This window comes from Thalassospira lohafexi, from assembly GCF_002844275.1.
GTDB classification, from domain to species: domain Bacteria; phylum Pseudomonadota; class Alphaproteobacteria; order Rhodospirillales; family Thalassospiraceae; genus Thalassospira; species Thalassospira lohafexi.
The window spans coordinates 559,775-586,076 of record NZ_NXGX01000004.1 but is presented as its reverse complement, the minus strand read 5'-3'; the positions used below and the strand labels follow the sequence as shown (position 1 = coordinate 586,076).

The window sequence follows — 26,302 nt, the reverse complement described above, 5'->3', positions numbered from 1 at the left end:
GCGATATAGACATAGTGCGTATGTTGATGCTGTGTATAGCTCCTGTAGATGCACATAATCGTAAGGCGCTCATATGCTAACAGCCAAGCGAGTGCTCAAGAAATATACATCAATCAAGGGAATAAACGTTGTTATTGAAAGGGCATATTTTGCCCTTTATGGTTTGGCTTTATTGATACCTGCAACTCTGGGGACGTGACGGTTCGTGCGGCGCCAATAACACAGACTCACCATACTTTGAGGCTAAATCTATCCTCCCACCGCAAGCTCAGCGCGAACTTTTTTCAACTTTGCCAACATATCATCGGGCAAGCCAATGTAACGCTCTAGGTGATGTTTCTCGATTGAATCAATCATTTCTGTCAGGCCGTCAAATACGTGCTGACGTGATTGATCGTTTAGTTTTTGCTGACCGTTAAACCATAAAACAATCGGGTTTTCTGGATATTGGCGCGCAAATGCACTCAGGATTCGTACGCCTTGTTGCCGGGTTCCTTCCGGCACATCCGCATCGGCCAAATAAGAAAAATACGTCACGAGGACATCAACACGATGTGGAGCAACCACAATAAGGTGCTCTGCGACATCCCCCCAGTTATCGCTCAGCACTTTCTGAATATCTCTGGATACTGGTGGTGCATCAGCAGCACTATTGGCGAACTCGTCAGCGAGCACAAGATAGGCAAGTACCAATGCACTATTGGGATGAGAGTCGATCTCACGGCGCGCCTGCAGTAACAATCCATTGCACCATTCAATCTGAGCGGCTGAAATACTTATCACATCATTGCTATCTTGCCCTGCCAATGGCCGACAACCATCAAGCAAAGCACGCTGCAACGATATGTCCCCGCGGGCGCCATCATCGGGGAGCGCCAGACTGTTGAGTGGTTTGGCGCTTGCCATAAACACGGTCCTATCCAGTCCTCTATTCTGCCAATACAACCAAACAGCGCTACCGCTCAAAACAAACCCTATCAAAACGCCCCCCATCCATGCCCCGCGCGGCCACACAAGCAGCCCCCATCGCCGGCCCGGATCGTCGCTGTTTTGCAATGTTGCCCCTATCACCAATGCCAAAAGAGGAATGAAAGAGGCAAATTCGAACCAGATCGATATCACCACCATATAACCCAATGCGGTCGCAATAACGATTGCGCGGTGTTCCGCCGCTGCTTCGTATATCCAAAGAACAAAAACGATTAGATACAATGCCAGCGCGATGATTCCGCCAGAGAGTAGCACTTCATACGGGATTGAATGGGTGTGGACAAAATCGCGATAAAACACATCCCAATTTGGGTACAGAAAACTTTGCCCCGAGAACGGTAGATAATTTTGGATGTAGAACAGCGAATGACCAAAGCCATTGCCCAAAAGATATGTCCAAGGCCCGCCATCGCCAAAAGCATAAGCGGTTAATTTCAACATCAAGGCGCGTGACACCATCGAATAGAGTCGAGGATAGAGCTCGGGCAAGCTGGCTTCCTGATGAATATCAATATTCTGACCAAGCGCCCACAAACCGACCATGATACAAAGCGGAATCATGACAACCGCGACCATTGCCCCCCAAATCGCGACGCGTTGCCATAACAGCTTGCCGCGCGCAAACAGCAAGGTCATTACAGCCCAAATACTCGCACTGAGTACAAGTGCCATAGCTGCACCCTGGTTATTGCCATCCAATGACAACAATACAGCAAGCCCATATCCAATCAGCACCACGACATGACACCCGCGCGGTGGCAAAGCGAACTCTTTGCTTAGGCAATACAAAAGAGCCGGCAGCAAAATGGCGAACACTCCGACATAGTCTTCAAATCCAAAAAGACTGAAATCAGAATCCTCACTCAGCCGATTGGCTACGGCTGCATAAAGGATCATAAAAATGGCTGAAATCAAGGGCGCACGCATAGCAAGGCGTCTTTGTCGGGACGACCAAATCAACAACATTAGCCCTGACAAGCAGAAAAACAGCGCAGGCCCTTCGCCCAGTTGCGGGCTGCCCAGAAAGGACAAAATTGGAAAAGGCGCAAACAAGCTGGTAAAACTGCACCAAACGGCAAACAGCAAACATGCAGTAACCGTCAGTGGGGTATTAGCAAGGTTATGTCGAGAGTATAAATACCCCCCCCATAACCATGCCATAGCACCCAATGCGAACACGGCAATCACGGTTGGTTCGCCGTCACGCCATACACCAAACCGAAACACCGGTAGCGCCGCCATGGTCGACGCCGCCGCGCCTCCCAAAATCAGCGCCGTAACCACAAGTTCGGCTTTACCCAATCGAACAGAAGGCGAAGCAACAGATGTTTTACGCATAATGTAAAAGTCGAAACCTCGGAACCGTGATGAAAAATACAGCAAAGATGGATGCAATAGTGCTCGGCAAAACCGGAGGCCCAAAAATGAAACAGATATCGAAATAGCGCAACAAATGGTTGTTTCGCAGTGTCCTGCAGGCGGACAGGGTCGGATCCCCTGCATCGACCGAACTTTGATAATTGGCCACAAGAGGACATCTGATCGTCCGGCTAAAGCCGACCGTTCATAGGTTTACTAGCTATGTATCAGACAGCAGGCCATAAAGTCTTTTTTTACAAACAGCATTAACTCAGATACGGCATACTCATTAACTCAGATACGGCATACTCCAATCTAGCAGTGTGCGATCATTCTGCCGATACAGTGCTATAGACAAACCTAACAACCGCGCCCTCACGGGCATGGTGGCTTTCAAAGTTCACGTCTCGCGCGAACCTAAGAAAGATCATCGTTTCACTCCCGCTCAATAGATTCTAGGAATTCTATAGGTGTAGGATAACTAAGGGCGTAGTCCTGATCGTTTTTTTTATGCGCCTGAAGGTCTACCTCTTCTAAGTCGGCGAATGACCGAATGACGGTGAGATCAGGAATAGCCCCCATCTCGTCACCGCCTTCCACACCAAAGATATCCAAGCTAAGAGTCCTGCATCTACCAAACCGACTTGCCCATTGGAGAACAGTCGAGACATCCCCAACAACCAACGATGCGGACACGATCATGGCTTCAGCCGTCATTTTCCCTGTCATTGAAACGAAATTGGGGAATCTTTCTTCTAGCCTTTGTGTCAAACCAAGCATCGTCGGGTCGTCGACAAAGCCAGGATGCAGCTTCCACCATATTATTTTTCCTCCCGTGCGCCTTTGTATAATTTCAAGCGCTTGACCCCATATCGCTTCAAGGCGACTAATTTGTTGTTCGGTGGATTCTGGAACGTTGTAATCTAGGCAACATGACGGCAAGACAACTGTGGGACTTTCGACATTTTCCGTAGGAAACAAGACCTCAACCCCGTCTGCTGACAATGTCATTGGATGTTGCACGAGATGAATTTTATGCCGTTCTTCCATTTCCATCAAATAGGCATCTTGTTCATAGGGAGCATAGCATAGCACTGCGTCAAACAGATTCCCGGTATCCTTCGAGATAAGCTTTCCTCGCCATGGATTGTGAGTTTCGCGCAAGGGAAAACCACTGAGCAAAAGAGGAAGGATGAGAAAGTCGCGCCATCCAAGCCAGCGCCCCCACAGATGATAGAATAGATTGGCTAAAGGGCCAGGCATCCACCACCATCTCTCACGCCATTTGACAAGGCTTGCTTCTCTCAGGCGATAATCTGTGACGGCAAAATCAGTCACCGGAGCGTGAACGCTGAGGCAGACGATGATGCGTGCCAGAGGACTGAACCGACGCACAACCCGAGACAGGTATTTTTGGTGAAACGAGTGCCAATTGTTCATCAACACGATCGTCGGCTGGAGCTCGTTAAGCAACGCCGGCAGGCGACGAACAAACCAAGCATGTATTGCCCACCGGCATGAGCGTTCGGGAAGAACGATCACCCGCTTGATACGCTGCGTTGCGCATAGTGCTTTGATTGGGGGGGACTGTTCATCGTTGGGGGCGACCAAAAGAACGACATCGTAAATTTCTGATAGGTGCCAGCAGTAAAAATATCCCGAATTAATAAATGTATGAAAAGAAAATGTATCAACAAGTACAACAGGTCGGGATGAAGAAAGAGGGGAATTCATAAAATCACACCATCAGGAAATCCCTCCGTGAAAGCGGAACCCACTTTCAAAATGGACGGAGGCAAAACCGCAAAAAACCAACACTTACGGGTATTGACGGATTTTGGGCCGCCGAAACAGCGACAGTCCGTGACGTTTTGTAAAAAGTATAAAACTCGCCAAATGCAAAGAGTGGGAGCGCGTCCATCGCCAAGTCCAACCGCTTTGTCGTCGATGGTCATGAACGAACTTTACAATCGGTAGAATTTGAACACGGAATCCTGCACTATGTACCCGTGCACACAAATCCACATCGTCCATGTAAAGAAAGTATGCTTCGTCCATTGCACCGACGCGTTCAAATACTTCGCGCCGAACAACAAATCCAGTCCCCATAACCCAATCAACATCAAACGGGCCGCTCCTCGGGTCGCCCATCAATAAATGGCTCCGATTTACCCGGCTAAAGGGGAATATCCGCCGAAGGGGGGATCGCCGCACGATCACATCCAACGCAGAATAAAACGTCCGCGCAGAATACTGCAAAGAACCATCGGGATTGATTAGCTCCGCCCCGACGAGGCCAACGTCAGCGTGCAGGATGAAATGTTCTAATATAAGATGGAGATTGGCCGTTTCGGGACGACAGTCAGGGTTCAGAACGAGAATATAGGGAGCTTCACCGGCACGAGCTCCTAAATTGATCCCGGCACCAAAACCATTGTTGGTCTGAGAGAGAATAACGTCAACTTCGGCGGGTAGATCCCGCTTAAGGCGCGGCCCAGATCCATCGAGGGAACAATTATCGACCACATGGATATTCTGCGGCGCAACCTCGTGCTGTTCGATCAAATGTGTGACACATTTGAAAGTATCATCGTAGGTATTATAGTTTACGATAACAACATCTAACAGAATAGAAACACCCGTCGCCGCTGTATCTGACAGGCCGTCTTCCCTTAGAACCGTTTTACTACCTAAAACACTCATTCACATTTTACCTGGCCAACAAAAGGGCCCTTTTATAATGACATCGAGTTTTAGCACGGTGAAAGCCTTCAAACCAGACTAGAAAATCAGGGTAACCGGATGCTATGACCTTTTGAATATTCGGCATTCAGGCAACTTGGCCACTCTGTTGCTCAGGAAAACAATCAACATGCAGACTTCGACGGTCGTCGTTCTATCGGATACTGCCCGCAACAACGGGGGAGCGGCTAAAGTTGCACTGCAGAGCGCAATAGGTTTGCGCCAAGCCGGATACCGGGTTATTTTCGTCAGCGGAGAAGGCGGAACCGTTGATCCAGCATTAGAAGCCAGCGGCGCCGAGATTGTCTCCCTCAATCAGTCATCAATTTCAGATCCCTCCAGCCGTCACAAAGCTTTCCTCACAGGACTTTGGAACCACGGTGCAGCACGCGGTCTTAGGGACATTTTAGAGCACCTTGATCCGACCACAACAGTCGTCCATCTGCACAGTTGGACCAAGGTTCTTTCGACGTCCATTATTCCGGTGATTCGCCAAGGTCGCTTTCCTCTGGTGCTAACATTGCATGACTACTTTACCGTTTGTCCCAATGGAGGCTTTTACGACTATAAGAACGGTCTCACCTGCCATCGAAAGCCTTTAAGCACCGCCTGTCTAGGCTGCAATTGCGACGCCCGCAGCCCGGCTCACAAAATGTGGCGCGTTACCCGCCAAGTCATCCAACACGGCCCTGGACACTTTCCCGCATGCGTAGATGCCTTTATTTCGGTCTCAGACTTTAGCCAGCGCATTTTACAGCCATTTTTGCCGCAAGACACCCCAATTCATCGTATCCCCCCCCCAATTGAATGCGTGAAATCTCCTGCTTCTCAGCCGCACTTCGCAAACGGCCTATTGTTTATTGGGCGTTTATCCCCAGAAAAGGGACCGGGACTTTTGGCCGCGGCAGCCCGCGAAGCAGGCGTTCAAGTCACTTTTGTGGGCGATGGAGAATTGAAGGACATCCTTCAGACCAGTTATCCAGAACATAAATTCACCGGATGGCTGTCTTTTAGCGATATTTTGCCCCTGATCGATCAAACTCGAGCCCTCGTCTTACCCTCGCTATGGTACGAAACCTTGGGCCTGACGGTCCTTGAATGTGCAGCGCGCGGCGTCCCTGCGGTTATAGCAGATGCTTGTGCTGCCACAGACGTGGTCACCCATGAGGAGACAGGTCTGTTATTCACTAGCGGCGACCAGAGCTCTTTAGCACAAACTATTAACCGCCTTACCGACAAGGAACTGGTGGAACGCTTGGGTATTACAGCTTATCAACGCTTTTGGGCTACCCCACCAACATTGGAAAAGCACATCGCAGAACTTCTTGACGTCTATGAGATGCTTAACTGCCAGCACGTATTATCCTGACAACGTTAATTGAGTTGACCATAATATCAGGCTCAATGTAGGTTTTGATCGCTTTTCTCCGGCATTGGAACCAGTCCACAAAAAATGCCTCTATTTTAGCTTTCAAAGCTTCTAAAAATTCCCGACACCGGGAACAACAACTCAGATGCCATCACGCACAGAAATCTTTGCGCGCATTTTTACGAAAACACCCGCAGAGAGATCGCGCCCACTGCATATATATCTGGACGATGCGATACACCCGCGACATATATCGCCTCTTGCGCAATGTCTAACAAACCCAGAGAAGCTGAAGCCAGAGTAAGACGAATGATAGAACACATCGAGCATAGCGGTGAACTACTGGCCCTGATTATACGGGCATCCTATGCCAAACCGGGTATTTCATTCTTTACACATTCTTCATTGTCCCAGCAAGTAGGCTATATGCAGCATCCAAGCGGAAAGCTCATTGATCCGCACGTTCATAACCCCGTAAAGCGAGAAGTCGATCTAACTCAAGAGGTCTTGGTTCTGCGCAAGGGCCGCCTAAGGGTCGATTTTTATGATGAAAATCAGGCCTATCTCTACAGCAGAACCTTAGAAGCAGGTGATGTGATTTTGCTGATCAAAGGGGGACATGGCTTTGAGGTCCTCGAAGAAATAGAGATGTTTGAAATTAAGCAAGGCCCCTACGCCGGCGATGAGGACAAAACGCGCTTTCAGGGCATCTCAGCCGATAAGGTAAAAGTATGACCTCCGCGCCCTTCTCGCTAGAACTTGAGGACGCTCTTTCGCTGGAAGCGGTCGGCCCGATCCCAGTTAACGAACCCAAACTTGATGGGAACGAGCGCGCTTATCTGATCGATTGCATTGATACCGGATGGATTTCGTCCGAAGGCCCCTATGTCGAACGCTTTGAAGCGGCAATGGCCGAAAGGGTCAATCGCCGACACGGGATTGGCGTTGCAAATGGATCAGCAGCACTTGACATTGCGGTTGCGGCCTTGCGGCTAAGCCCAGGGGACGAGGTAATATTACCATCCTTTACCATTATCTCCTGTGCGGCAGCTGTGGTTCGCAGCGGGGCCAATCCGGTAGTGGTGGACTGTGACCCAACAACGCTCAACAGTACCACTGATCATTACGCAGATGCCATTACACCGCGCACCAAAGCCCTAATGGTGGTGCATATTTACGGCCTTCCTGTCGATATGGATCCCATCTTAACCTTGGCCGAAAAACATGGTTTGGCGGTGATCGAAGATGCCGCAGAAATGCATGGACAAACCTATAAAGGCCGTCCGTGCGGAAGCTTTGGCACGCTAAGTACCTTTAGCTTTTACCCAAACAAGTTGGTCACGGCAGGCGAAGGTGGCATGGTGATGACCGACGACGCAGAGTTGGCGAGCAGATGCCGCAGTCTGCGGAACCTATGTTTTAATTCAAAACAACGCTTTGTGCATGATGAACTGGGATGGAACTACCGCTTAACCAATATGCAGGCGGCACTGGGTTTGGCTCAGGTAGAAAAACTTGATGAAACCGTTGCCCGGAAGCGCGCGATTGGTGCCACCTACACCGATCTCCTCTCTTCGATATCGGGTGTCCAATTACCGCTCACGCGGACCGATTATGCCGAAGGCTTGTACTGGGTGTATTCTCTTATTCTCGACGACAGCTTGGAAATGGACGCCAAGGCTGCAATGGCAGCCCTTGCCGAGCATAAAATTGGCACGCGTCCATTTTTCTGGCCTATGCATCTGCAACCTGTGTTCCAAAAAATGAACTTGTTTAAGGGAGTTTCTTGCCCCGTGGCCGAAAGGATAGCCAAGCGGGGATTCTATGTGCCATCAGGTGTCGGCATAACCGAGGTGCAAATGCGTCGGGTCGCAGCGGTCATCCAAAAGGTCCTTAGATGAGTGGAACCTTTTCCCAAGAATATGTTGCGGTTTATGACCTGCTCTACGGCGCCAAAGACTATGTTTCCGAGGCAGACTTTGTCCTTGCTCGTTTGAATAAGGCCAGTTCAGCCCCCTTAAACAACCTACTCGATATCGGTTCTGGGACAGGGCGCCACGCGCACCTTTTTGCGAAACAGGGGCTCGCTGTGCACGGGGTCGATCTTTCAGAGAAAATGGTCGCACTGGCAACGCAACGCAGTACGGGTTTGCCCACCGCATCATCGGTTCAGTTTATGCAAGGGGATGTGCGCTCCTTTCGTCTGTTGCAGGCTTTTGACGCCGCGGCGGCACTCTTCCATGTCTTGAGCTATATCACTGTCAACGATGATCTCGACGCAGCCTTGCGCCAAATCCGGCGGCATTTGCCCAAAGGGGCACCTTTCCTGTTCGATTACTGGTATGCCGAGGCCATCCGCCGAGATGGTGTCGCAAGACGCGAGCGTGAAGTAGAAAGTGATGCGTGGCATGTGCATCGCCTGACAGAGCCGGTACTAGAAGCAAAGAACGACTTGGTTCGGGTTAATTTCCACGTGACGGCCACGGACAAGAAGACCGGAACAATTCACCGCTGGCAGGAAGAACATCCCATGCGCTATTTCGACCCCGCGTTTTTAGAAGAAAAACTTTCTGTTCACGGCTTTAAAACGATCGCGCACGGCGAATGGCTAACAAAAGGACCACCGCAGGCCGGAGAGCTTGGTGCTTATGTGCTGGCTGTCGCCATTTGACAAACAGCACGCCCTCACTTACTAGAAAATGCTTGCGCTAGGTTTTTATAATAAAAGCGCTGTTTTCTTTGTAAGCTTATGCGTCATCGCGACAGCATTTGGCTGGTAAGAGTTTTCTCCAAGGACCGGACACCGATGAGGATTGCTGTATTCGTCGAAAACGCCCTTCACTCGGGGGGAGCCTTCCAGCAAACCTTATCCATGGTTCAGACTCTTCAATCTTTGCCGGGCCATGACGTCGTCGTCCTGACCCCGATCGCCGAGAACATCGACCACCTTCGAGAGCGCAAAATAGAGGCTCATCTCTATGCCGATGGGGCCTGGACGCGTTTTTGCGATACCATAGGCGGTCTCATGCCCAGAAGTGAACGGGTACTGCGTCTCATCCGACGTTTGGGGCTCAAACGCCTTGGACAAAATTTGGACATTCGCCTGGACGGGCTTGGCATCGACATCGCTTTTTTTAATGCGCGGTCCGCCACACCTATCAGGTTGTCCAGACATTCCTACATGTTCACCGTCTGGGACTTATGCCATCGGGACCATCCCGAGTTTCCCGAAGTCTTTGCCAATCGGGAATTTGAACGCCGCGAGCAAATCTTGAAGGCCGTTCTGCCCAAAGCCGTGGCAGTAATTGCAGATTCCGAGATAGGTGCTGACAAAATTGCTTCGTGGTACGCGGTTGATCGGGCCCGCGTGCACGTCATTCCCTTTCTCCCCTCGGCTAGTGTGCGTACATACGCGCGCGGGGAAAGCACGTCCTCACCTCAGGCTGTCCGGGAGAAATATGGTCTTCCCAACGACTACATTTTCTATCCAGCACAAATGTGGGCCCATAAGAATCACGTTTATTTGCTCGAAGGGATCGCAGAACTTAAATCCCGCTACGGCCTGACAATCGGAGCGGCCTTAAGCGGCGGCGACAAGGGAAATAAAGACTACCTTCGCGCTTGCGCACAAAAGCTTGGCATCGCAGATCAGGTCTTTTTTTTGGGGTTTGTCGATGATGACGAGATTCCCGCTTTATACGACGGCGCAAAGGCATTGGTGATGCCCAGCTATTTTGGCCCCACCAACCTGCCCCCCGTTGAGGCTGCGTTATTAGGTTGCCCTGTGATTTATGCTGATCAGCCAGCCTTCCGCGCTCAAATGGGCGATGCTGCGCTTTATTGCGACCTCACCGCCCCGCCAAGCCTTGCAGAACACTTGCGTACAGTCATTGAAGACGCGTCTAAAGTTAGGCGCCTCAAAGCCGCAGGACACACTCTAGCGGAAACGTTGAGAGATGACACGACACCCCAAAAGCTTAAGGGTATTTTTGATGCTTACGACCTTAAGCGGCGTCGGTGGAAGAACTGAAAATTCAGGTTTAAATATAATGCCATCGTTACCAAATTTCATTTGTGTGGGCGCCCCAAAAACCGGCACCACGGCCTTATACGAGGACATCGCGGCCCACGCTGATGTCTTCGTGACTAAGGTTAAGGAAACGCACTTTTTCCGCCTAGCTTTCGATGGTTTGCCTTGGAATGGCCCAGGTACACCACCGCCCATGCAGGTAGATAGCCTTGAAAAATACAAAGCTCTGTTCGCCGACATAAAAACCGAAAAGGCAATCGGCGAGGTTTGCCCGTCTTACTTCTCAGATGCCCGCACGCCCGGTCACATATACAACACACTGGGCAGCATAAAGATTATTATTATGCTGCGTGATCCAGCAGAGAGAGCTTTTTCGCAGTTTCTCCATGCTCGTCTCATCGGTTGCGAACCAGAACCGTCTTTCTTGAAAGCCGTAGCCTTGGAGCCAGAGCGGCATGCTGCGCAATGGGGTGAATTTTGGTCGTATTTAGGACAGAGCTATTATGCACCGGTTCTGGAAAGATATTTTTCCACCTTCGGCAGTGAGAACGTACTGGTTCTCCGCCACGAACGCTTTGTTCGCGAACGCAAAAAAAGTCTGCAGGACATTTATAACTTTATTGGCGTCAGCCCAGATATTGCCCAGCAACAATGTGCTCCAAAGCGACAGGTTAATATTTCTGGCGTCCCGACCAATAGGACAGCGGCATTCGCCTTTCGGCACATCGAAAAGATGGGAACGATCGCTCGATTTTTATTCCCTACGCCCATTCGCAGAAAAGTGCGCTCTATAATGGATCGGTCCCTTACAAAAGCAACCCTGACCCAAGAAGAACGACGCTACATTATATCCCGCCTGTCCAACGACCTCACGCAGGTCGAAAAGCTTACCGGATGGGACGTTAGCGACTGGAAAGCACCTTATCAATGAGCGACACTGCCTTCACCAAAAGCATCAAGCCGCTGATTTCGATTATCACGTCTACCTATAATGCAGGAAAGCACTTATCGGACCTGATCGACTCGCTGCGTGTCCAAGATCGGACCGGGATAGAATGGATTGTTGTCGATGGGGGATCTAACGACAATACCATAGCACTTGCCAATGACGCGCCCGACGTGATTGACGTGCTCATCAGCGAACCTGATCGCGGTATTTATGATGCTTGGAACAAAGGTGTCGCCGCTGCTAAAGGCGACTGGATCGCCTTTATGGGTGCTGACGATTATTACCTTCCAAATGCCATGGACATCTGCCGCGAGGCGGCACTAGGCGCCCCTTCCGAGATCAATATGATTGTCGGGACAATCCACTGGGTTGACGCGTCAGACAGCCATATTGTCCGTACCATCGCTTCACCTTGGGATTGGCAGAAGATGCAAAAGTGGATGAATATTGGCCATCCTGGGACCCTACATCATCGCACACTGTTTGATCGCTTTGGAATGTTCGACATCTCGTTTCGCAGCGCTTCTGATTATGATTTTCTGCTTCGGGTCGGCCCAAATATCTGTGCATCTTTCATCGCGACACCGCTTGCCCGTGTTCGCATTGGCGGAGCCAGCCAGCAGACACAAGCATTGAAGGAAGCACAGCAAGTCCGCCGTCGCAATTTGAGACTATCGGAGTTTCAAGTCGGCATGGCCTATGTCATAGCATTGACTAAACTAGCCATCCGCAGGAGAATTCAGAGCTTGAAAAACATGATGACCTCCCGATAACAGATTTTGCCGAAAAACAGTATCGAGGCTCCGCAAGCGCTGTGCATTCATGGGACATTCGGTATTTTTGGGTCTTTGTTTCCCTAAATTGGTTTAGACTTTTATTCTCCGGCTGATCATTTACCCAAAAAATCAGCTTGGCATATTAAAGCTGTTAAAAGGATTTTCTTTCGTGGCGGACAAGTTCAAGAAAATCAAAGCAACCTCAAATGCATTTTGCCGCGGGTTGCGAAGGCGTTTACGTGACCAGCCTCATCTTTTGACCACGCCGTCCACACCGCGTATCGACGATACCTTTTTGGTCGAGTTCCCCAAAAGCGGGATCACTTGGCTCACATTTCTGATTGCGTCCGTCAATCTGCAAAAAAGCGGTATTGACCGTCAACCAACATTTTTTGCCATAAATGATTTAGTCCCGGACATCCACACATCACGGCACCTGCCCAAACCACTCCCCTTTCCGGGACATCGTTTTATTAAAAGCCACGCTCCCCATAACCCGCTTTACAGCAAAGTCATTTATTTGGTTCGTGACCCCCGCGACGTGATGGCCTCTTACCATGCCTTTGCTACTAAGCTGGGGTGGTACCAAGGGTCGTTGAGCGACATGATCCGCGATCAACACTTTGGGATAGAGGCCTGGGTCAACCATGCTCAAAGCTGGCTGACGCAAACGCGGCCGAGTGTTTCTTTTAATGTCATCAGATACGAAGACCTACGCAGCGATACGGCTGGCGTTTTAAAGCATATTTACGCGCTACTAGGCTTCACCATAGAACCGGAGGTCATCCATACTGCTGTTGAGAGTTCGTCATTTTCTAAGATGAAAGCGAACGAAGATTTCTGTACGGACAGAAATCTAACCCTCCCCAGCGACTTTACCTTCGTGCGCAAAGGAGGCAACTCTCATAAAGAAGAAATTTCAGCAGAAGATCTGGGCTATATCGAACAGCTCGCTGGCGAAACCATGAAGGTTTTTGGCTACGAATGCCACCCTAATGAAGAATGAAGCCTAGTGTTATTGCTCGCGGAAAAAACCTATGCTTCAAGACATTGAACCTGATAGTTGATTTTTGCATTGCTACAGTAAGTGCATGCCGCGTTTTCTCGCGATTAGCTTAGAAACTTTACTGCCCCACCTCTACGTCGGGGGCAGTTCGTTGCTATAAACGCCCTTAAATCCGCGCTGCAAAAATCTACCAGCCTCAATTGGATCATCAATCGTGTGCGTAAAAACAGAAATGTTCGAAGGTACAGACGCAAGCTTTAACGCGCGTTCTTCGGTTAACGTCACGGCTTCTATATGCGTCTCCTTCGCATAAAAAAACATTTGTTCCGTGGTTAGGGCACTTAGATATGAAGTGAACAAAGCGCCTGAGAAATGGTGCTGACGGACCCAGACAATTTGTTCGAAATCGTATAGTTGTGGAATGAGTTGACGCACAATGTCTGGCGCTATTTTGAGGATTGAGCTGTAAGTCGCCACAAAATCGTCCTTGGCATCTACAACAAAGTAAACCTCCGGATGTGCGCGCAAAAGGTTCGCGATATCTGAAAAATAGCATGGGGCTTGCTGCCCTTTCTCTATCGCTTTCAGATAGCTTTTAGTTGAGATTGGCTTTGCATCCTCGCCATGAAAGCAGACCAAATCGCCATCCGTCGTCAGGCGCAAATCGCCTTCGATAATGGTGTATCCTGCCGCGATGCTATTTTCAAAAGCTCCCACCGAGTTTCGCGAAAACATGGGTGTCCGTCCCATGGCATGCTTAATAATACGCGCGCCATCGTGTTCGAGCCAGGCATAAGCATTTGGTTTCGGTGCAGGAACTGTCGCGGGCAGAACCGGCAACCGTTGGTGATGATAAACGCGACGAAGTGCGCCATCGAACACGATTGCATCGGCTTCAATAAGCCGCTCCTTCACGCTCTCATCTAAAGCGAACAGTGCAGCCGAACTTACAACGACAACCGCAATAGCGATCATCAGACAAACTCGCCAGATCCAGCGCGCGCATTTCATTTGGGCACCAATTCAAGGAAGGGGACCTCATGCGTTGAAAATTCCTTGCGGCTCTTTAAATCCGCAAAGGGTGGCGCATGATCGCCGACAAGTAACACCTGCATCGGAGGCACGGTCGGATCAGCCAAAATACGCCCCAAAGCAGCAAAAAACTCTTCATGTAATTTTAGAAGCGTGCAAATTTCCTGTGTTGGCACTCCATCACAGGAAGCCGGAGACTTGTTTGCCAATTTGGGACTGTTGGGAAGATGCGTATTCAGCGTCAAATAATAAACGAACGTTTTTTGATTTTTACGTTCGCGCATAAGTGAAGCGATCTTGGATAGAATGTTCGTATCGCATTCGCCGCGAAAAACAATCCCACATTTTTCCTCGGATGTATCATCCCCAAAATTTAAATGTTCGAAGCCGACAAGAGGAAACCATTCCTGACGTTTTAAGAAAGCTTTTGCGAAACCATGAAAAGCATACGCCTCATAACCAGCCGAAGCGAAACGACCGGGTAAACAATTTGCTGACCCCAATTCTATTGCATTCGTAAAACTGGCGCGAATGCCGCAAAATTCTCGCATTTCGCCGCTGGTCGTCGCGCCAGAAAAAGGAACACGGCCACGATTCACATCATATCGCTGCAAGACCGATGGAACCAACAAACGATTAAGCGGAATACTGTTTAAAAGGGGATTGTCCGATACCCCCCAAGATTCAACAACAATCAACATCTTATGATCGTTAGAGGGGGCACCTTGATTAGGAATTAAGCGCGTTTCGGACGCACTGTCGATTTGGACCGGGACAACTGTTTTTCGCTTACGCGCAAGATTAAAGGCAAGCTTTCCAATCTGTGACGTACCTATATTTTCAGGAAGGACCGCCAAATTGATAGTCGCTTGGATTGAACCGGGAAGAACGCCGTTTGTCCCGTTTATGAAATCGAGTCCCAAAACCACAACAATTGCTATGACCATAAACTTGATATTTTTACAATTTCTATAAAACAAACGCGATATAAAATAAGAAACAGAAGTCAGGAGTATTGCCAAAATCGAGGTTAAAATGAATAAATTGCTTTGGAATATTTGTATTAAATTTATTTGCGACATCGACATCGCAACGGAATTCACGTCGAAATAAAATATTCCTTTGGCTGACATAACAACGTCGACAGCAAGGAATACTACAAATATTAGACAGGAAAAAAAGGGACGCATAAAACACGAAACGATCACATACAGCAGATAGTCTACATTCAAAAACGCCCTATCGATAAAAAAATAACTTGAATAAAAAATGAACAAAAAGTTCATTGAAATAAAATACAGAAGCAACAAAAAAATATTTAATACATCTTTACCCAAATACTTCATTAAAAATATATCTTATACCAACAGAAATAAAAAAAGATACTTAACACAAAAAAAATCATTATTAAATCAAGATCACAAAAATAAATATGCTTATCAAGATAATTTGTTAAATTTAATTTTTTAATGTGAATACAACTTTATATGGCGAAGCACCTTTATTTAACCAACCGACATGTTAGCACTTAATGAGCCCCCCCTTCATCTATCAGATCATGCGATCCCTTCTCACCACCTTTCAAGCCGCAAGCCCCCCCCTACAACAGCCACTCAGAGAGAAACAATCGGCACCAACATCTCGAACATAAAACAGAAATATTGAAAATATACCTATAAGAGCGAGGAATTGAAGTTTTAAGATCAGCTATCCCCTGCTAAGCTTCAAGACTTGAACCAAATCACTTAAACTGCTCAGTCAAAACACGATTCAGCAAACGCACGATAGGCGCCTTTTACAAGCCAGCCTGTCTTAGGAACGCGACAACAGCCATGGCTACGGACATGAAATTTATCAAAGATTTTCTAAAAACATCTCTCTTTTCATGCTTCTTACTTTTGTCTATTTGCCCTGCACACGCCTACATAGACCCAAATACTGGCAGTCTTTTACTGCAAATACTAACGCCCATCGTTGGTATCGTAATATTCACATGGAAATTTATCGTCGCCTATGTAAACAAGGCAATATCTAAGCTGTTCAGAAATAAAAAAATTCGACACATAGCGCGCCCACCGCATCTGCCAGACCCTAGCGACAACTAAGACGATCAGGCCACCATCTTTAAAAGAAATCACCCCATTGAGAATGTATACGTCGCTGCCACTCAGGCGATGGGACATTATTTCCAGCTCGGTACAACCGGCTCCGCTCAATTTGTTGCGCGAAAAACTCGGATGTTAAAAATTCGGGATCAAGCTCCAACCTTGCATAAAGGCTTTGCATCTCTCGCAGCGGGTCCCTGACAAGCCGCTCGTACTCAACTTGAGCAACCATATGTGCAGGCAAAGCTGCTAGCTCCCGAGAAAGCTTTCGCTCCATAATCACCCTGTTCTCAAGGATAATCTCTCGCAAATCGTCATCCCCTATGGGCTCGCCCAGGCGATATAGGTCAAAAAGCACTTTCCACATCCGAAACGTTGATTCAAACACCTCCAACGGATTTCGCCGTATGGAAATGAATTTCGCATTGGGAAGCAAGGCAGAAATAGCTTTAACCCGATAAGAATGAGTTGGCGACTTCACAACAACAGCACGTCGTCCCCCGACAAACGAAACACCCTTGATAAAATCACAGAATGTACGCTCCCACACCTGTCGATCAAGCTCTGGAAGCTCGGCAGGATCGGCTAAAGACAGAGCATCAAAAAGACTTCTGGGAAACATCAAACCTTCATAAGGTGAACGCGCGCCCAACGCGAGCAATGCAAATTCATCCTCCTGCGGAGAGTCCGCCGCTACTTGCACGTCGTCCATTGGCCTATTTGTTTTCCTGTTCGCCCCGCTAGGAATACCCAACATAAAAGCATGAGGATTCATGCAAGCCTGGGTAGAACAGAACGTAAATTGCGGATCACAAGATATGAGATTATGAAGGTATGTCGTACCAGATCGCCAGTGCCCAGTTATCACAAGATGCGGAAGCGATTGAGCTGATACGAGCTCACTCTCAAGAATCTTAGACTGCAAGCGTCCGCAAATTGAGAACAAGCTTCCAAGCAAACCTTTCCGCACAAAGGATGTGTACGGATCCAATTTCCCAAAATTTAAAACATTCTCCCAGGCCAATTTATTAAGGTTAATATACGCTTTTTTTTTTTGAAATCTGACCATGTTAGATATTCAATTCAGGAAATTTTTCTTTCACTTCTTGCCTGATACTTCTCATCATATCTGGCATATCCCGCTTAACATCTTCCCGCACACGATCAAAAGCACCCAAACCCGAAGCATTATCTTCGAATTGGTAAAGTTTTTCTTCGCCTGTCGCGAGTTCCCGCACATACTGCATGCCACTGGTCACCGCCCCTATGGTACCGGTAGATATGGGTTCAAAGCTGCTATTTTGTTCCAAGTACTGAGTGAACGAGATTTCTGAAGACGCAGCTGCATCGCCCTGATAGCTACGATACATTGCACCACCCTGCATCCATTCAGGCACAGACAGGCCGGCGATCTCCAATACTGTAGGGGCGATAGATGTCTGATCGGCAACAGCGTGCAAACACCTTCCAGTTTTTTGCCCCGGCATTCTGACAATCATCGGAATATTGACCAAAGCCTTGTGAAAAACATTGCCCCCATGCCCGTAAGAATCAGGCATAAAAAATTCACCATGGTCTGCAGACAATATCGTTGTCGTATCATCTAGCAGCCCGGATCCGCTCATATAGGCCATAAATTCTCCGAAGGCGCTATCTGCCTCTGAAACCCATTCGTTATAGCGGAGCCGTAAATGTTCAATATCCGTTTGGATCTTTGATTTTCCCTTTGCCCGATCCATAATCCGCGGGCGTAGCATATCTTGCCTTGTCTCAAGCAAGCCGGGCTTAAGAAAGCGGTGACGAAACTCCTCCGATGGAAGAAACGGGCCGTGCGGCGCCATAACATGGATCCAGATAAAGAATGGACTTTCTGTTTTGGAAATTAGTTTTTTTGCCGCTTCAAAAGTAGCATGCGGCGGAGTTTGTGAGAATTCTTGCCGTAAGGCAGGAACGACAAGCCCCGAGACAGTGACCGTACGCTCAACCAAATCCATCATATCCGTCATTCCAGGAAGCGCGACGAGTTCTGCTGGGGGAATATCACTCCACCCGGACCTAGGTGCCGCCCACAAATGATCAAAAGCCCCATGTGTTGAGCCTATTAAAGGCATCGCGTAAGGATTGCCGCAGATCATACCTGTCTTATATCCCGCCGCCTTCAAGATCGCTGGCAGTGTACGATAAATATCCTGTTCATGTAGCATCCCGTGCAACTGATGAACATGAGATCTTGAAGGATATCGGCCTGTCAAAATGGTCGATATACATGGCGTTGTAAAAGTCGAACATGCATAAAAATTCGTATGCACATCCGACAAATCGGCAAATGCGTCAATATGGGGGGTCGTTTTCAGACCATACCCATAAACCGACATATCCGCCGCGGCGAGCGCATCAAATGTAATAAGAAGAACGTTTTTACGATCTTCTTTTTTTTCAAAAGAAGAAGCAACGGGCAAACCGAAATGATTTCCCATTACTATCTTAGAGCCAACAGTTATCGCCGCCGCAGCTGATGCAGAAGAAGTCAGAAGAAGCCGACGCTTTAAGCCATCTACTTTATATTCTTCCGCCCCCCTCTTATCCGGTCCATTTTGCAAAAGGGCTTCCCTCTTACTAGACCTCAGCGCCAGATACAGAACGACCAAAAGTATTGCAATACCGTAGAAAAGCTCGAATACAGCACGCCACACTTCTGTAAAATGAAATTTATTCAGCCAATATTGATCAATAAAAATACGTTCAACAGAAAAAACAAACGAAAATAAACTTATAGAATACCCAAACGAAGAAATTAACTTATAAAAAACACTGAAGTATCCACGCCCCCCCAAAAACCTCTTTGCGAAAAAAAATGCAGAAAACAAAAAAACCGATACAAACAAAGAAAAAAGCTGAGATAATAAAAAAGAAATTGAAAAATAAATAAAAAAGTCAAAAAAATTCATGTAAAAAGTAAACGAATTTATCTTGTAAACAACAAAGAAAAACAAAACTATTAAGACATTCTTGCTTACATTCAAGAATGTTTTCTGAAAATTTTCAGCGTTTATTTCAGAAAAAATATTAGTCATGCGAGTTCACTTTTGAATATTATGTAAAATAAAAATAATCTACACGAAAGAGATTCCTAAAAAATCTCACAAACTTCTAGCGCAATTTATCTGTGTCCTTAGTCCGATTAAAACCCAATGAATATAGGCCGGATAAAATAGCTGACGATACGCGCGCAATATGCAGTCGAAGAGATCGCCATCAGGCGCAGAGACACAAAATTCATTCAGATCATTTGCTGGACATAATACCACGCCCCAAAGGAAAATTTGTTTAACTTAAGTAAGAAGAGGTTCTTAACATTACACTCGGTTGTCCTCTTTTTTTCTTGCGACAATATTCCACCACCCTAATCGCTGCGGATGGGGTATTTTTGTCTCGCTAATTACATGGTCCATCACCTCAAGAGTGAACCGTGAAAAAAGCTGCTCTAAACGGGCTTGATCAGAAAAGTGGATCAGACCAACGCCTGCGAAATCACCACTTGTATAGCCTTTTCGTACATATCGATCTTCCGTAGGTTCTCCACGACTGAAATCATCACAATCGGTCGAAAACCAATGGGTGCCGACATAGACACCGCCCGGCGCCAAACGCGCTTCCAACATATCCAAACTGCGCCTGATGCCCGCGGTATGGTTATGCGTGAGCGACGCACGGTCGATAATGATGTCGAAAGGCCCCGCAAAGGGAATCTCTTCACAAAAATCAGCTTTGGCCAACCGCACTTGATCTTCGTATCTCTGACGAATGCGTTCTAATGCACTCGCGCTGTTATCAACACCATGGAACTCACCTCCAAACCATTGAACCAGCGGAATATTAGCGCCAACACCACACCCAATCTCTAAAACCTTCGCTGGCTTTTCGCTCTGGTGCGGTCGCGCATGCCGCATGACCAAAGATATCAACTCGCTCCATGGCCAAACGCTTTGATGCGCCCCGGCGGCGTAAATATCTTCCCACTCAGGAGAAAAAAACATCCTGCTATCCTCTCAGAAAAGCTGCTGGCTGAGGTTCGTTCATCAAAAGATCGATCACCCCCATATATGGCTCAAACCCTGAATAGGTCTGAACATATGTCGGATGTTTGTAATCCTGATAAACCACCGAGATACCATTATGCGCAAATGAGGCTTCATCCAAATACCTACGCCCTTGCGAACCGGAAAAATAGGTATCGGCCTCGACCGCGTGACAAAGGTTCCGAATGAGATCGCTCTTTGGCCCCTCAACAGAAGGCAGCTTCGAGGTTTTCTGGATCGGGGTGGTAATCTCCAAAGCTTGATTGAAGACCATCATCATATCCCAACACAGATCGCTCAGCCGGTCATAGGGGGTATGGTAAAACGGCTCCAAACGCGGCAACCACTCTTTAGCAAAGGGAGCTTTGCGGTAATTTTGGGTGATCGCCGCCCAATGTTTGGACTGCCAACCCATTTGATTGTTGATCTCCAGGTCGGCAATTGTCTGGTCAAAATGCTTGCCCTTTGTTTTCACCGGCACCGTTTGCCAGATCCATCCCTCTTTGGTGCGGATCTTATTGCGGTTTTGAAAGCTGCCCTTCTGAAACTGGACTGTATCAAGATATAGAAAAATATCGGATTTTTTGATCTTCTCAAAATACCCCAACCAAGGCAAATACGCTGGCTGATGAATGGAAACGATCATTTTCCATCCACCGGTTCCAAATCATTCATATCAATCCCTTCGGTCGCCGCCTTAGCCGTGCGTAAGGTACGCCCCGTCACGTCGTCCCAATCTCCGACATACAGTCCTTGTTCAGCGCGCTTAAACGTCACCGCACTATCGTCCAGAACTGTACCAGCGGGCAAATCGTGGCGTGCGATAATCCGTCGGCGCATAATGGCTCGGCTTTTTTCTTCTTCCACATTTGGCGCAATTTTATCGCTGCCCTGTGCAGCTTCCGCAAAACGGATATGTGCCACCATTTCCGTTAATTCTTTTGGATCCATTGAAAACCAATGATCCGGTCCAGCCATGCCGTGACTTAGTGTGAAGTGTTTTTCAATGATGCGAGCGCCCAAAGCCACAGCCAAGGCAGGCGCGACCGTTGACCGACTGTGATCAGAGAAGCCCCAAACGACATCGGGATGACGCTCACGCAATGCGGGGATCTGCGCCAAATTCAAATGCTTAGGCTCTGACGGATAAAGCGATACGCAGTGAAGAACCCCCAAGTCAGCACAGCGACTTTTCAAATCTCCAACTATTTTATCGACTTCCTGGGCATCCGCCATGCCTTTGGAAATAATCAACGGCAAACCGGTCGCAGCAAAGTTACGTAGATTGGGTAAATGATCGAAATCATCTGATCCAACTTTAATCGCCAAAAGCCCCAGTTCCTGCATCATTTCCAGATTAACAGGGTCCTGAACCGTCGTCAGGAACATGATACCTTGGGCTTCACAGTAAGCCATAAGCTCGACCCATTCCTCACGGGTGAATTCCAACCGGCGAAACATCTCGTATTCGCTTTCGGTAACTTCTTTCCCTTGACTAAAATAGGTAAAGTTTTTGGTCCGGTCGGCACAAAATTCGGCTGCAGTGAATGTCTGGAACTTAACGCAATCGGCACCAGCAGCCTTGGCAACATCCACGAGCTGCTTTGCCAACGACAATTCGCCATTATGATTGGCACCCGCCTCCGCCATCACAAAAACCGGATGGTCATCTCCGATCAACCGTGAGCCAATTTTCATCTGCGCCGCCATACGCCATCACCTTTTCATTCTTAACGCTATATCTGTGCCATAGGGCTTATACCCTGCAGGCGATTTGAGCAGGTACATAACAGCTCGCCCAATTGCTTACCAGTCGTGCAAAGAATATTCAGCAACGCGCTTTCACCACAAACCAGGATTGAGCAAAGCAGAAGGAACCCGAGGTATTAAGCTATCGACCAAAAGCCGTTCTTCCGCGCTCAATGGAGAATGAGACACCAAAGCAAGATTTTCCTCGAGTTGCTTGGCAGTTTCCATTCCCAGAACGAGGCCCGCAATCTGAGGATAACTCAAAACATAAGCGATACAGAGATCCGCAACAGACGAACGACCAATCGCTTGCTGCGCTGTTAGCAACGCGTCCCGCACAGCGGGGCCTACCCCATTTGCAACGGCAGGCCAAGATATCCCATCCCCACCGAGCAACAACCCCTGTAAAAACACCGAGCGAACATGCACGGTTAAGTCTGGACGGTCAGATATGCGATCAAGAACACTAGTCTCTCTCCAACGGTAGTCCAGAACATTAAACGGTATTTGCAAGTGACCGATGTCACTACAGCCCGCAGCAAGTTCTCCTTCTTCAACCGTTTGGGCCGATAAGCCTAAGATGCCAATCACCCCCGCAGTGCGTAACCTCAACAAGGCCCGCCAAAACCCATTGGGATGCTCCAACGGCCATGCTTCCCGGATGAGCAGGACGGGTATTCTATCAATACCCAATGCGCAGCAGGATGCGCGTACACCATCTTCAGCAAAACGCTCTAACGCGGCATCATTCATGATAGCCGCTTCTTCAGCCGAAGGAGTGTTCACCTTGGTAATCACTATGGTTCGCAGCGAGTTTCCTTGATTGGCAGATGAAAGAGCCTCCTTAAGAACGTCTTCGGAGTCTCCGTAACACCGCGCAGTATCCAGGACACACACACCGGCTGCCAACGCAGTGTGAACCAACTTCACCGCAGCTCTTCGATCAGGCTTTCCGCTTTGATTGGCGATCCCATAGGACAATCCTAGCTGAGCGGTCCCTAAAACTAACTTTTCGGCATTTGCAGACATTACGGCAAAATCTCCATCAAAGATCGCGCCAAATATCGCCCTCCAGGGGCTGGAAACAACGTTTTTCCCAGGGTAATACGCTCGTTGCGCCAAGCGGCATCAGACAACAGGCGGCGTAAGATGGTTCTGACAGGTTCGGCCGGGCGCGAAGAACAAACAGGTGCAGGCCCGGCCAAGGGGACAATTCCACCCAAATGCTCCAGCGCCTTGATAAAGGTAATTTGATGCTCTTCAACTGCCAACGCCGCAACGGCCACGCCCGCTGCCTGAAGTTCACAGCAACTCGTCCCGCCCGCTGAAAGTGCCAAAAATGAGCGTTCGGCAGCCGGAATTAACGACGGTGGTGCATGAATAATTTCTGCTTGCGGAAGATACTGACGAATGGCTGTAATAGCCCCGGCCCGATCAGGATGGGCCGGTCCGATTACCACCAAAACCCTATAACCTGTAAGCATATCGCCGACCGTACGGGCAATCCACGCCGTATCGTTTGCCGGATCTTCTCCGCCCATCGTGATCAAAACAGCCTGACGGTCGGTTTTTTCGGCAGCAGCAAAATAGTCAGGATGAATGGCGTTATAGCGGCCTCCGGCTAAAATCCACCGCCCAGTGCGATCCAGGTAATCCTGTTCGTCAGTCCATGGTTGAGCATTGATAATCACGGTAGCGGGGAAATCGCGGTACGGAGTGTCATCGTAACAAATGAGCCGAGACTTCTCGGCTAAGGGAACTAAAGCCGACGGATCTGCATATTTTCCGTCCACAACGACCCAAGGCTTCGCGGCTTGGGGGCCACCATTTTTCTGACACCATTCCAGAAGCTGAGAACAATCATGCCCTGCGGATCCAGCAACTGACGACGTCGCCAATACCGAAAATCCGGCGTCGCTTACCCTTTGGAGAATGTCGTCTGGGGCCTGCATTACAAACTGTGCGACCGGCCCGCCCTCGGCGCGCAAGGATTCCGCCAAGGACAAGCAGCGCATCAAGTGCCCTAAACCATGATCCGTCCCGCCGTCACACCGGATAAGAAGCGCTGGCCACACCATTACAAATTAATGCCACGAATCAGCGCGAAACCCTCAGCATAGGGTAAACCCGCTTGTGCTCCACGGAAACGCCCCAAGGCGCGGATGACTTCTGGAGAACGCGGATGGGGTGCGGGATGCATCTCGTCGTCATAAGCCGTCATCGCAGCAACTTTCTGGTCCATATGATCCGTGATGTCATGGAAGACGGTTGGTGCAAAAGGTTTTAACGGGTTCCATTCGGTGCTGGACAAAACCTCAAAGGAAAACACAGCACGCAAACTTTGTCCACTCAGAGGGCGCACCGCAGGCAAGACGGCGCGATGAGCAACCCCATGGTCAACATTTGGATCATCCGCAGAGTGCGTAAATAAGCGTGTCGGCAGGAAATCGCGAATATGAGATTCTATTTGCTTGGTCAGATCAAGAAGCGGTACCTGATCCAGCCGGCAACAAGGACGTTCGGAAAAAAACATCTGGTCAGCCTCGACCCCCAAAACTGCCATAGCCTTGACAGCATTCGCATTTCGCCGTGACGATTTTTCTATTACTTCAGAGGCGTCAAACTGCTCAGGTGTGAAGCGGGCGGTGACACCTTCCGCCAAAAAAACCACTCGCACCGCCCCCCCATGAGCACGGTATCTCCCGATGGCCCCACCACACCCTAGCACTTCATCGTCGGGATGCGCGGCAATCACTAGAACCCGCTCTTCAGCAAACATTATGCTTTCCCACTTCTCGCCATTCAGCCACCAGCGCCTCGAGGGTTTCCAGAAGGGATGGCAGCTTTTCTCCCAAGGCGGCCTCCGTCAAAGAAACATCCATACGCATATCTAAAGAGCGCGGCGCGTTTAAGGACAAGTCGCTCAATCGACCAAGCTTCGCAGTTTGGGTCGGCAAGCTGAGCTTTTGTGCAACCCCCAACAAGAAATCTGCTTTGGACAGTCCTCCGCCGCGTGACCCAAGATTAAAAGTCCCTTTGGTCTGCGCCATGATCATACGTTCGACGACCTGCGGTACCAAGGCTCCGTGGCAGGGATTAAAAAGCGCGTCCTTAAGCAAAGTGACAGGTTTCTCCGCTCGCAGGCTATCGACCAGCCAAGTGACCAATCCCGGACGAGCAGAAGTCCCCCGCCCCACATAATTAAGTCGGAGAACAGTCGTATCCTTATGCTCACGGGCGATATCTTCGCTCCACAGCTTTGTCCATCCATACAAGTTGACGGGACCGAGGTCCCCCCTGCATCCGCCGCCGTCGCGATATACTTGATCGGTGGAAATATGCACCAAATGGCAGTCTGGCGCATGGCGCCGCAAAGCGTCGACGATTGATAGTGTCCCTTCTACATTGTCACGAAACGCCGCATCCCGATTTTCCTCGCAACGATCCACATTTGCCAAAGCAGCACAATGGATAACAACGCTGGGTCTCAAACGGGCAATCAAACCCGCGGTTTGCGAGTGGTCCGCAAGATCAACCCGCTCAATCGGTGCAAGGTAACGTCCTGTCATAACAAGCGTGCATTTCTGTTGCGGTCCGCTGCGAATAAGAGGAACGATGCAACGCCCTGCCAATCCACTATCGGCCCAAGCAGCGCAGAAATAAAAACCCAAAGCACCACCTGCGCCAGTTATCAGGACGGGCGATTGCTCTTTGTGATTATCGATGAGTGCCATTTTAACCGTCTTCATCTAACAAACTGACACATTTTGGCCGTTGAACACTCTGCCTCTAGACGGTCCGAATTGTTGTCGCTAACGCGATGTAACCCGTCCGCGATAGGTATGCTTTTGCTTTTGTTTTTGCCATAGCTGCGGCAAATGAAGGTCAGACTTGATACCAAAAAGAACACGCACTGCGCCAAGATCAACCCGACGAGGCTCAATGAGCTAGAGGCCGTGTTGATAAAAAATCCAACCACTTTTTTCTCATCAGTCCAAAGGCATGCCGCCACCGAGTTTTCGGAGGTGATGACGTTCGTCCGGATACATTCGAAGAGGTTGAGTTCAGCAATCACTTCATGCTTTAGCTCTTTGGGGGGGATCACGATATAAACAT

At 48.8% G+C, this 26,302-nt stretch carries 23 protein-coding genes; 8 read left to right on the top strand and 15 right to left on the bottom strand.

Translation table 11 applies throughout. The features are described 5' to 3' along the window. Positions 1 to 249 precede the first annotated feature (249 nt). From COO92_RS12470 to COO92_RS12460, 3 genes are all read right to left on the bottom strand, one after another. Positions 250 to 2,328 (bottom strand): hypothetical protein, encoded by a 2,079-nt coding sequence (locus COO92_RS12470; RefSeq protein ID WP_101302513.1) that lies wholly within the window; start codon positions 2,326 to 2,328, stop codon positions 250 to 252. Positions 2,329 to 2,784: 456 nt separating this feature from the next. Continuing rightward, positions 2,785 to 4,083 (bottom strand): polysialyltransferase family glycosyltransferase, encoded by a 1,299-nt coding sequence (locus tag COO92_RS12465; protein ID WP_133125068.1) that lies wholly within the window; start codon positions 4,081 to 4,083, stop codon positions 2,785 to 2,787. Between the two features lie 84 nt (positions 4,084 to 4,167). Continuing rightward, positions 4,168 to 5,052: a glycosyltransferase family 2 protein gene (locus COO92_RS12460; protein ID WP_101302510.1), complete on the bottom strand. Its 885-nt coding sequence runs from the start codon at positions 5,050 to 5,052 to the stop codon at positions 4,168 to 4,170. Positions 5,053 to 5,221: 169 nt separating this feature from the next. On the opposite strand from COO92_RS12460, the gene COO92_RS12455 reads away from it, so the two are divergent. From COO92_RS12455 to COO92_RS12420, 8 genes are all read left to right on the top strand, one after another. Next, positions 5,222 to 6,460 carry a glycosyltransferase family 4 protein gene (locus tag COO92_RS12455; RefSeq protein ID WP_101302508.1) on the top strand — a complete coding sequence of 413 codons (1,239 nt, stop codon included), beginning with the start codon at positions 5,222 to 5,224 and terminating at the stop codon, positions 6,458 to 6,460. A 309-nt stretch (positions 6,461 to 6,769) separates the two neighbouring features. Beyond that, positions 6,770 to 7,195: a cupin domain-containing protein gene (locus tag COO92_RS12450; RefSeq protein WP_206186406.1), complete on the top strand. Its 426-nt coding sequence runs from the start codon at positions 6,770 to 6,772 to the stop codon at positions 7,193 to 7,195. Further along, positions 7,192 to 8,361: a DegT/DnrJ/EryC1/StrS family aminotransferase gene (locus COO92_RS12445; RefSeq protein WP_101302504.1), complete on the top strand. Its 1,170-nt coding sequence runs from the start codon at positions 7,192 to 7,194 to the stop codon at positions 8,359 to 8,361. Before COO92_RS12450 ends, COO92_RS12445 begins: the two co-directional genes overlap by 4 nt. Continuing rightward, positions 8,358 to 9,131, top strand: a complete 774-nt coding sequence (locus COO92_RS12440) for a class I SAM-dependent DNA methyltransferase (RefSeq protein WP_101302502.1) — start codon at positions 8,358 to 8,360, stop codon at positions 9,129 to 9,131. Before COO92_RS12445 ends, COO92_RS12440 begins: the two co-directional genes overlap by 4 nt. A gap of 135 nt (positions 9,132 to 9,266) precedes the next feature. Continuing rightward, complete coding sequence (locus tag COO92_RS12435; RefSeq protein WP_165792342.1) at positions 9,267 to 10,490, top strand: glycosyltransferase family 4 protein; 1,224 nt, start codon at positions 9,267 to 9,269, stop codon at positions 10,488 to 10,490. Further along, on the top strand, positions 10,453 to 11,421 hold the full coding sequence (locus COO92_RS12430; protein ID WP_165792341.1) for a sulfotransferase domain-containing protein: 969 nt from the start codon (positions 10,453 to 10,455) through the stop codon (positions 11,419 to 11,421). Before COO92_RS12435 ends, COO92_RS12430 begins: the two co-directional genes overlap by 38 nt. Beyond that, the gene (locus COO92_RS12425) at positions 11,418 to 12,212 is read left to right on the top strand and encodes a glycosyltransferase family 2 protein (RefSeq protein ID WP_101302497.1); all 795 of its coding nucleotides are present in this window, start codon (positions 11,418 to 11,420) and stop codon (positions 12,210 to 12,212) included. The genes COO92_RS12430 and COO92_RS12425 overlap by 4 nt, the downstream gene beginning before the upstream one ends. A 172-nt stretch (positions 12,213 to 12,384) precedes the next feature. Further along, a complete protein-coding gene (locus tag COO92_RS12420) occupies positions 12,385 to 13,221 on the top strand; it encodes a sulfotransferase domain-containing protein (RefSeq protein WP_165792340.1) in 837 nt (278 codons plus the stop codon). 132 nt (positions 13,222 to 13,353) lie between these two features. Here COO92_RS12420 and COO92_RS12415 read toward each other — a convergent pair whose 3' ends face one another. The 12 genes from COO92_RS12415 to COO92_RS12355 all read right to left on the bottom strand — a co-directional run bounded on the left by COO92_RS12415 (position 13,354) and on the right by COO92_RS12355 (position 26,291). After that, positions 13,354 to 14,196, bottom strand: a complete 843-nt coding sequence (locus COO92_RS12415; RefSeq protein WP_101302494.1) for a glycerophosphodiester phosphodiesterase family protein — start codon at positions 14,194 to 14,196, stop codon at positions 13,354 to 13,356. A 32-nt stretch (positions 14,197 to 14,228) separates the two neighbouring features. Next, the gene (locus tag COO92_RS12410; protein WP_101302492.1) at positions 14,229 to 15,599 is read right to left on the bottom strand and encodes a sulfatase-like hydrolase/transferase; all 1,371 of its coding nucleotides are present in this window, start codon (positions 15,597 to 15,599) and stop codon (positions 14,229 to 14,231) included. A gap of 778 nt (positions 15,600 to 16,377) precedes the next feature. After that, positions 16,378 to 17,427, bottom strand: coding sequence for a sulfotransferase family protein (locus COO92_RS12400; RefSeq protein ID WP_101302488.1), 1,050 nt, complete (start codon positions 17,425 to 17,427; stop codon positions 16,378 to 16,380). A 1-nt stretch (position 17,428) separates the two neighbouring features. After that, a complete protein-coding gene (locus COO92_RS12395) occupies positions 17,429 to 19,432 on the bottom strand; it encodes a sulfatase-like hydrolase/transferase (protein ID WP_101302487.1) in 2,004 nt (667 codons plus the stop codon). Between the two features lie 282 nt (positions 19,433 to 19,714). Further along, positions 19,715 to 20,395, bottom strand: coding sequence for a class I SAM-dependent methyltransferase (locus tag COO92_RS12390; protein ID WP_101302485.1), 681 nt, complete (start codon positions 20,393 to 20,395; stop codon positions 19,715 to 19,717). 4 nt (positions 20,396 to 20,399) lie between these two features. Then, positions 20,400 to 21,083, bottom strand: a complete 684-nt coding sequence (locus tag COO92_RS12385; protein ID WP_101302483.1) for a WbqC family protein — start codon at positions 21,081 to 21,083, stop codon at positions 20,400 to 20,402. Further along, positions 21,080 to 22,147 carry an N-acetylneuraminate synthase family protein gene (locus COO92_RS12380; protein ID WP_101302481.1) on the bottom strand — a complete coding sequence of 356 codons (1,068 nt, stop codon included), beginning with the start codon at positions 22,145 to 22,147 and terminating at the stop codon, positions 21,080 to 21,082. The genes COO92_RS12385 and COO92_RS12380 overlap by 4 nt, the downstream gene beginning before the upstream one ends. A gap of 132 nt (positions 22,148 to 22,279) precedes the next feature. Then, the gene (locus tag COO92_RS12375; RefSeq protein ID WP_101302479.1) at positions 22,280 to 23,215 is read right to left on the bottom strand and encodes an aldo/keto reductase; all 936 of its coding nucleotides are present in this window, start codon (positions 23,213 to 23,215) and stop codon (positions 22,280 to 22,282) included. Beyond that, complete coding sequence (locus tag COO92_RS12370) at positions 23,215 to 24,201, bottom strand: hypothetical protein (protein WP_133125067.1); 987 nt, start codon at positions 24,199 to 24,201, stop codon at positions 23,215 to 23,217. Before COO92_RS12370 ends, COO92_RS12375 begins: the two co-directional genes overlap by 1 nt. A 62-nt stretch (positions 24,202 to 24,263) precedes the next feature. After that, on the bottom strand, positions 24,264 to 24,965 hold the full coding sequence (locus tag COO92_RS12365; RefSeq protein WP_101302475.1) for a PIG-L deacetylase family protein: 702 nt from the start codon (positions 24,963 to 24,965) through the stop codon (positions 24,264 to 24,266). Then, positions 24,955 to 25,920, bottom strand: a complete 966-nt coding sequence (locus tag COO92_RS12360; RefSeq protein WP_165792339.1) for an SDR family oxidoreductase — start codon at positions 25,918 to 25,920, stop codon at positions 24,955 to 24,957. The genes COO92_RS12365 and COO92_RS12360 overlap by 11 nt, the downstream gene beginning before the upstream one ends. A gap of 11 nt (positions 25,921 to 25,931) precedes the next feature. After that, complete coding sequence (locus COO92_RS12355; RefSeq protein ID WP_101302471.1) at positions 25,932 to 26,291, bottom strand: hypothetical protein; 360 nt, start codon at positions 26,289 to 26,291, stop codon at positions 25,932 to 25,934. Positions 26,292 to 26,302: the final 11 nt, after the last annotated feature.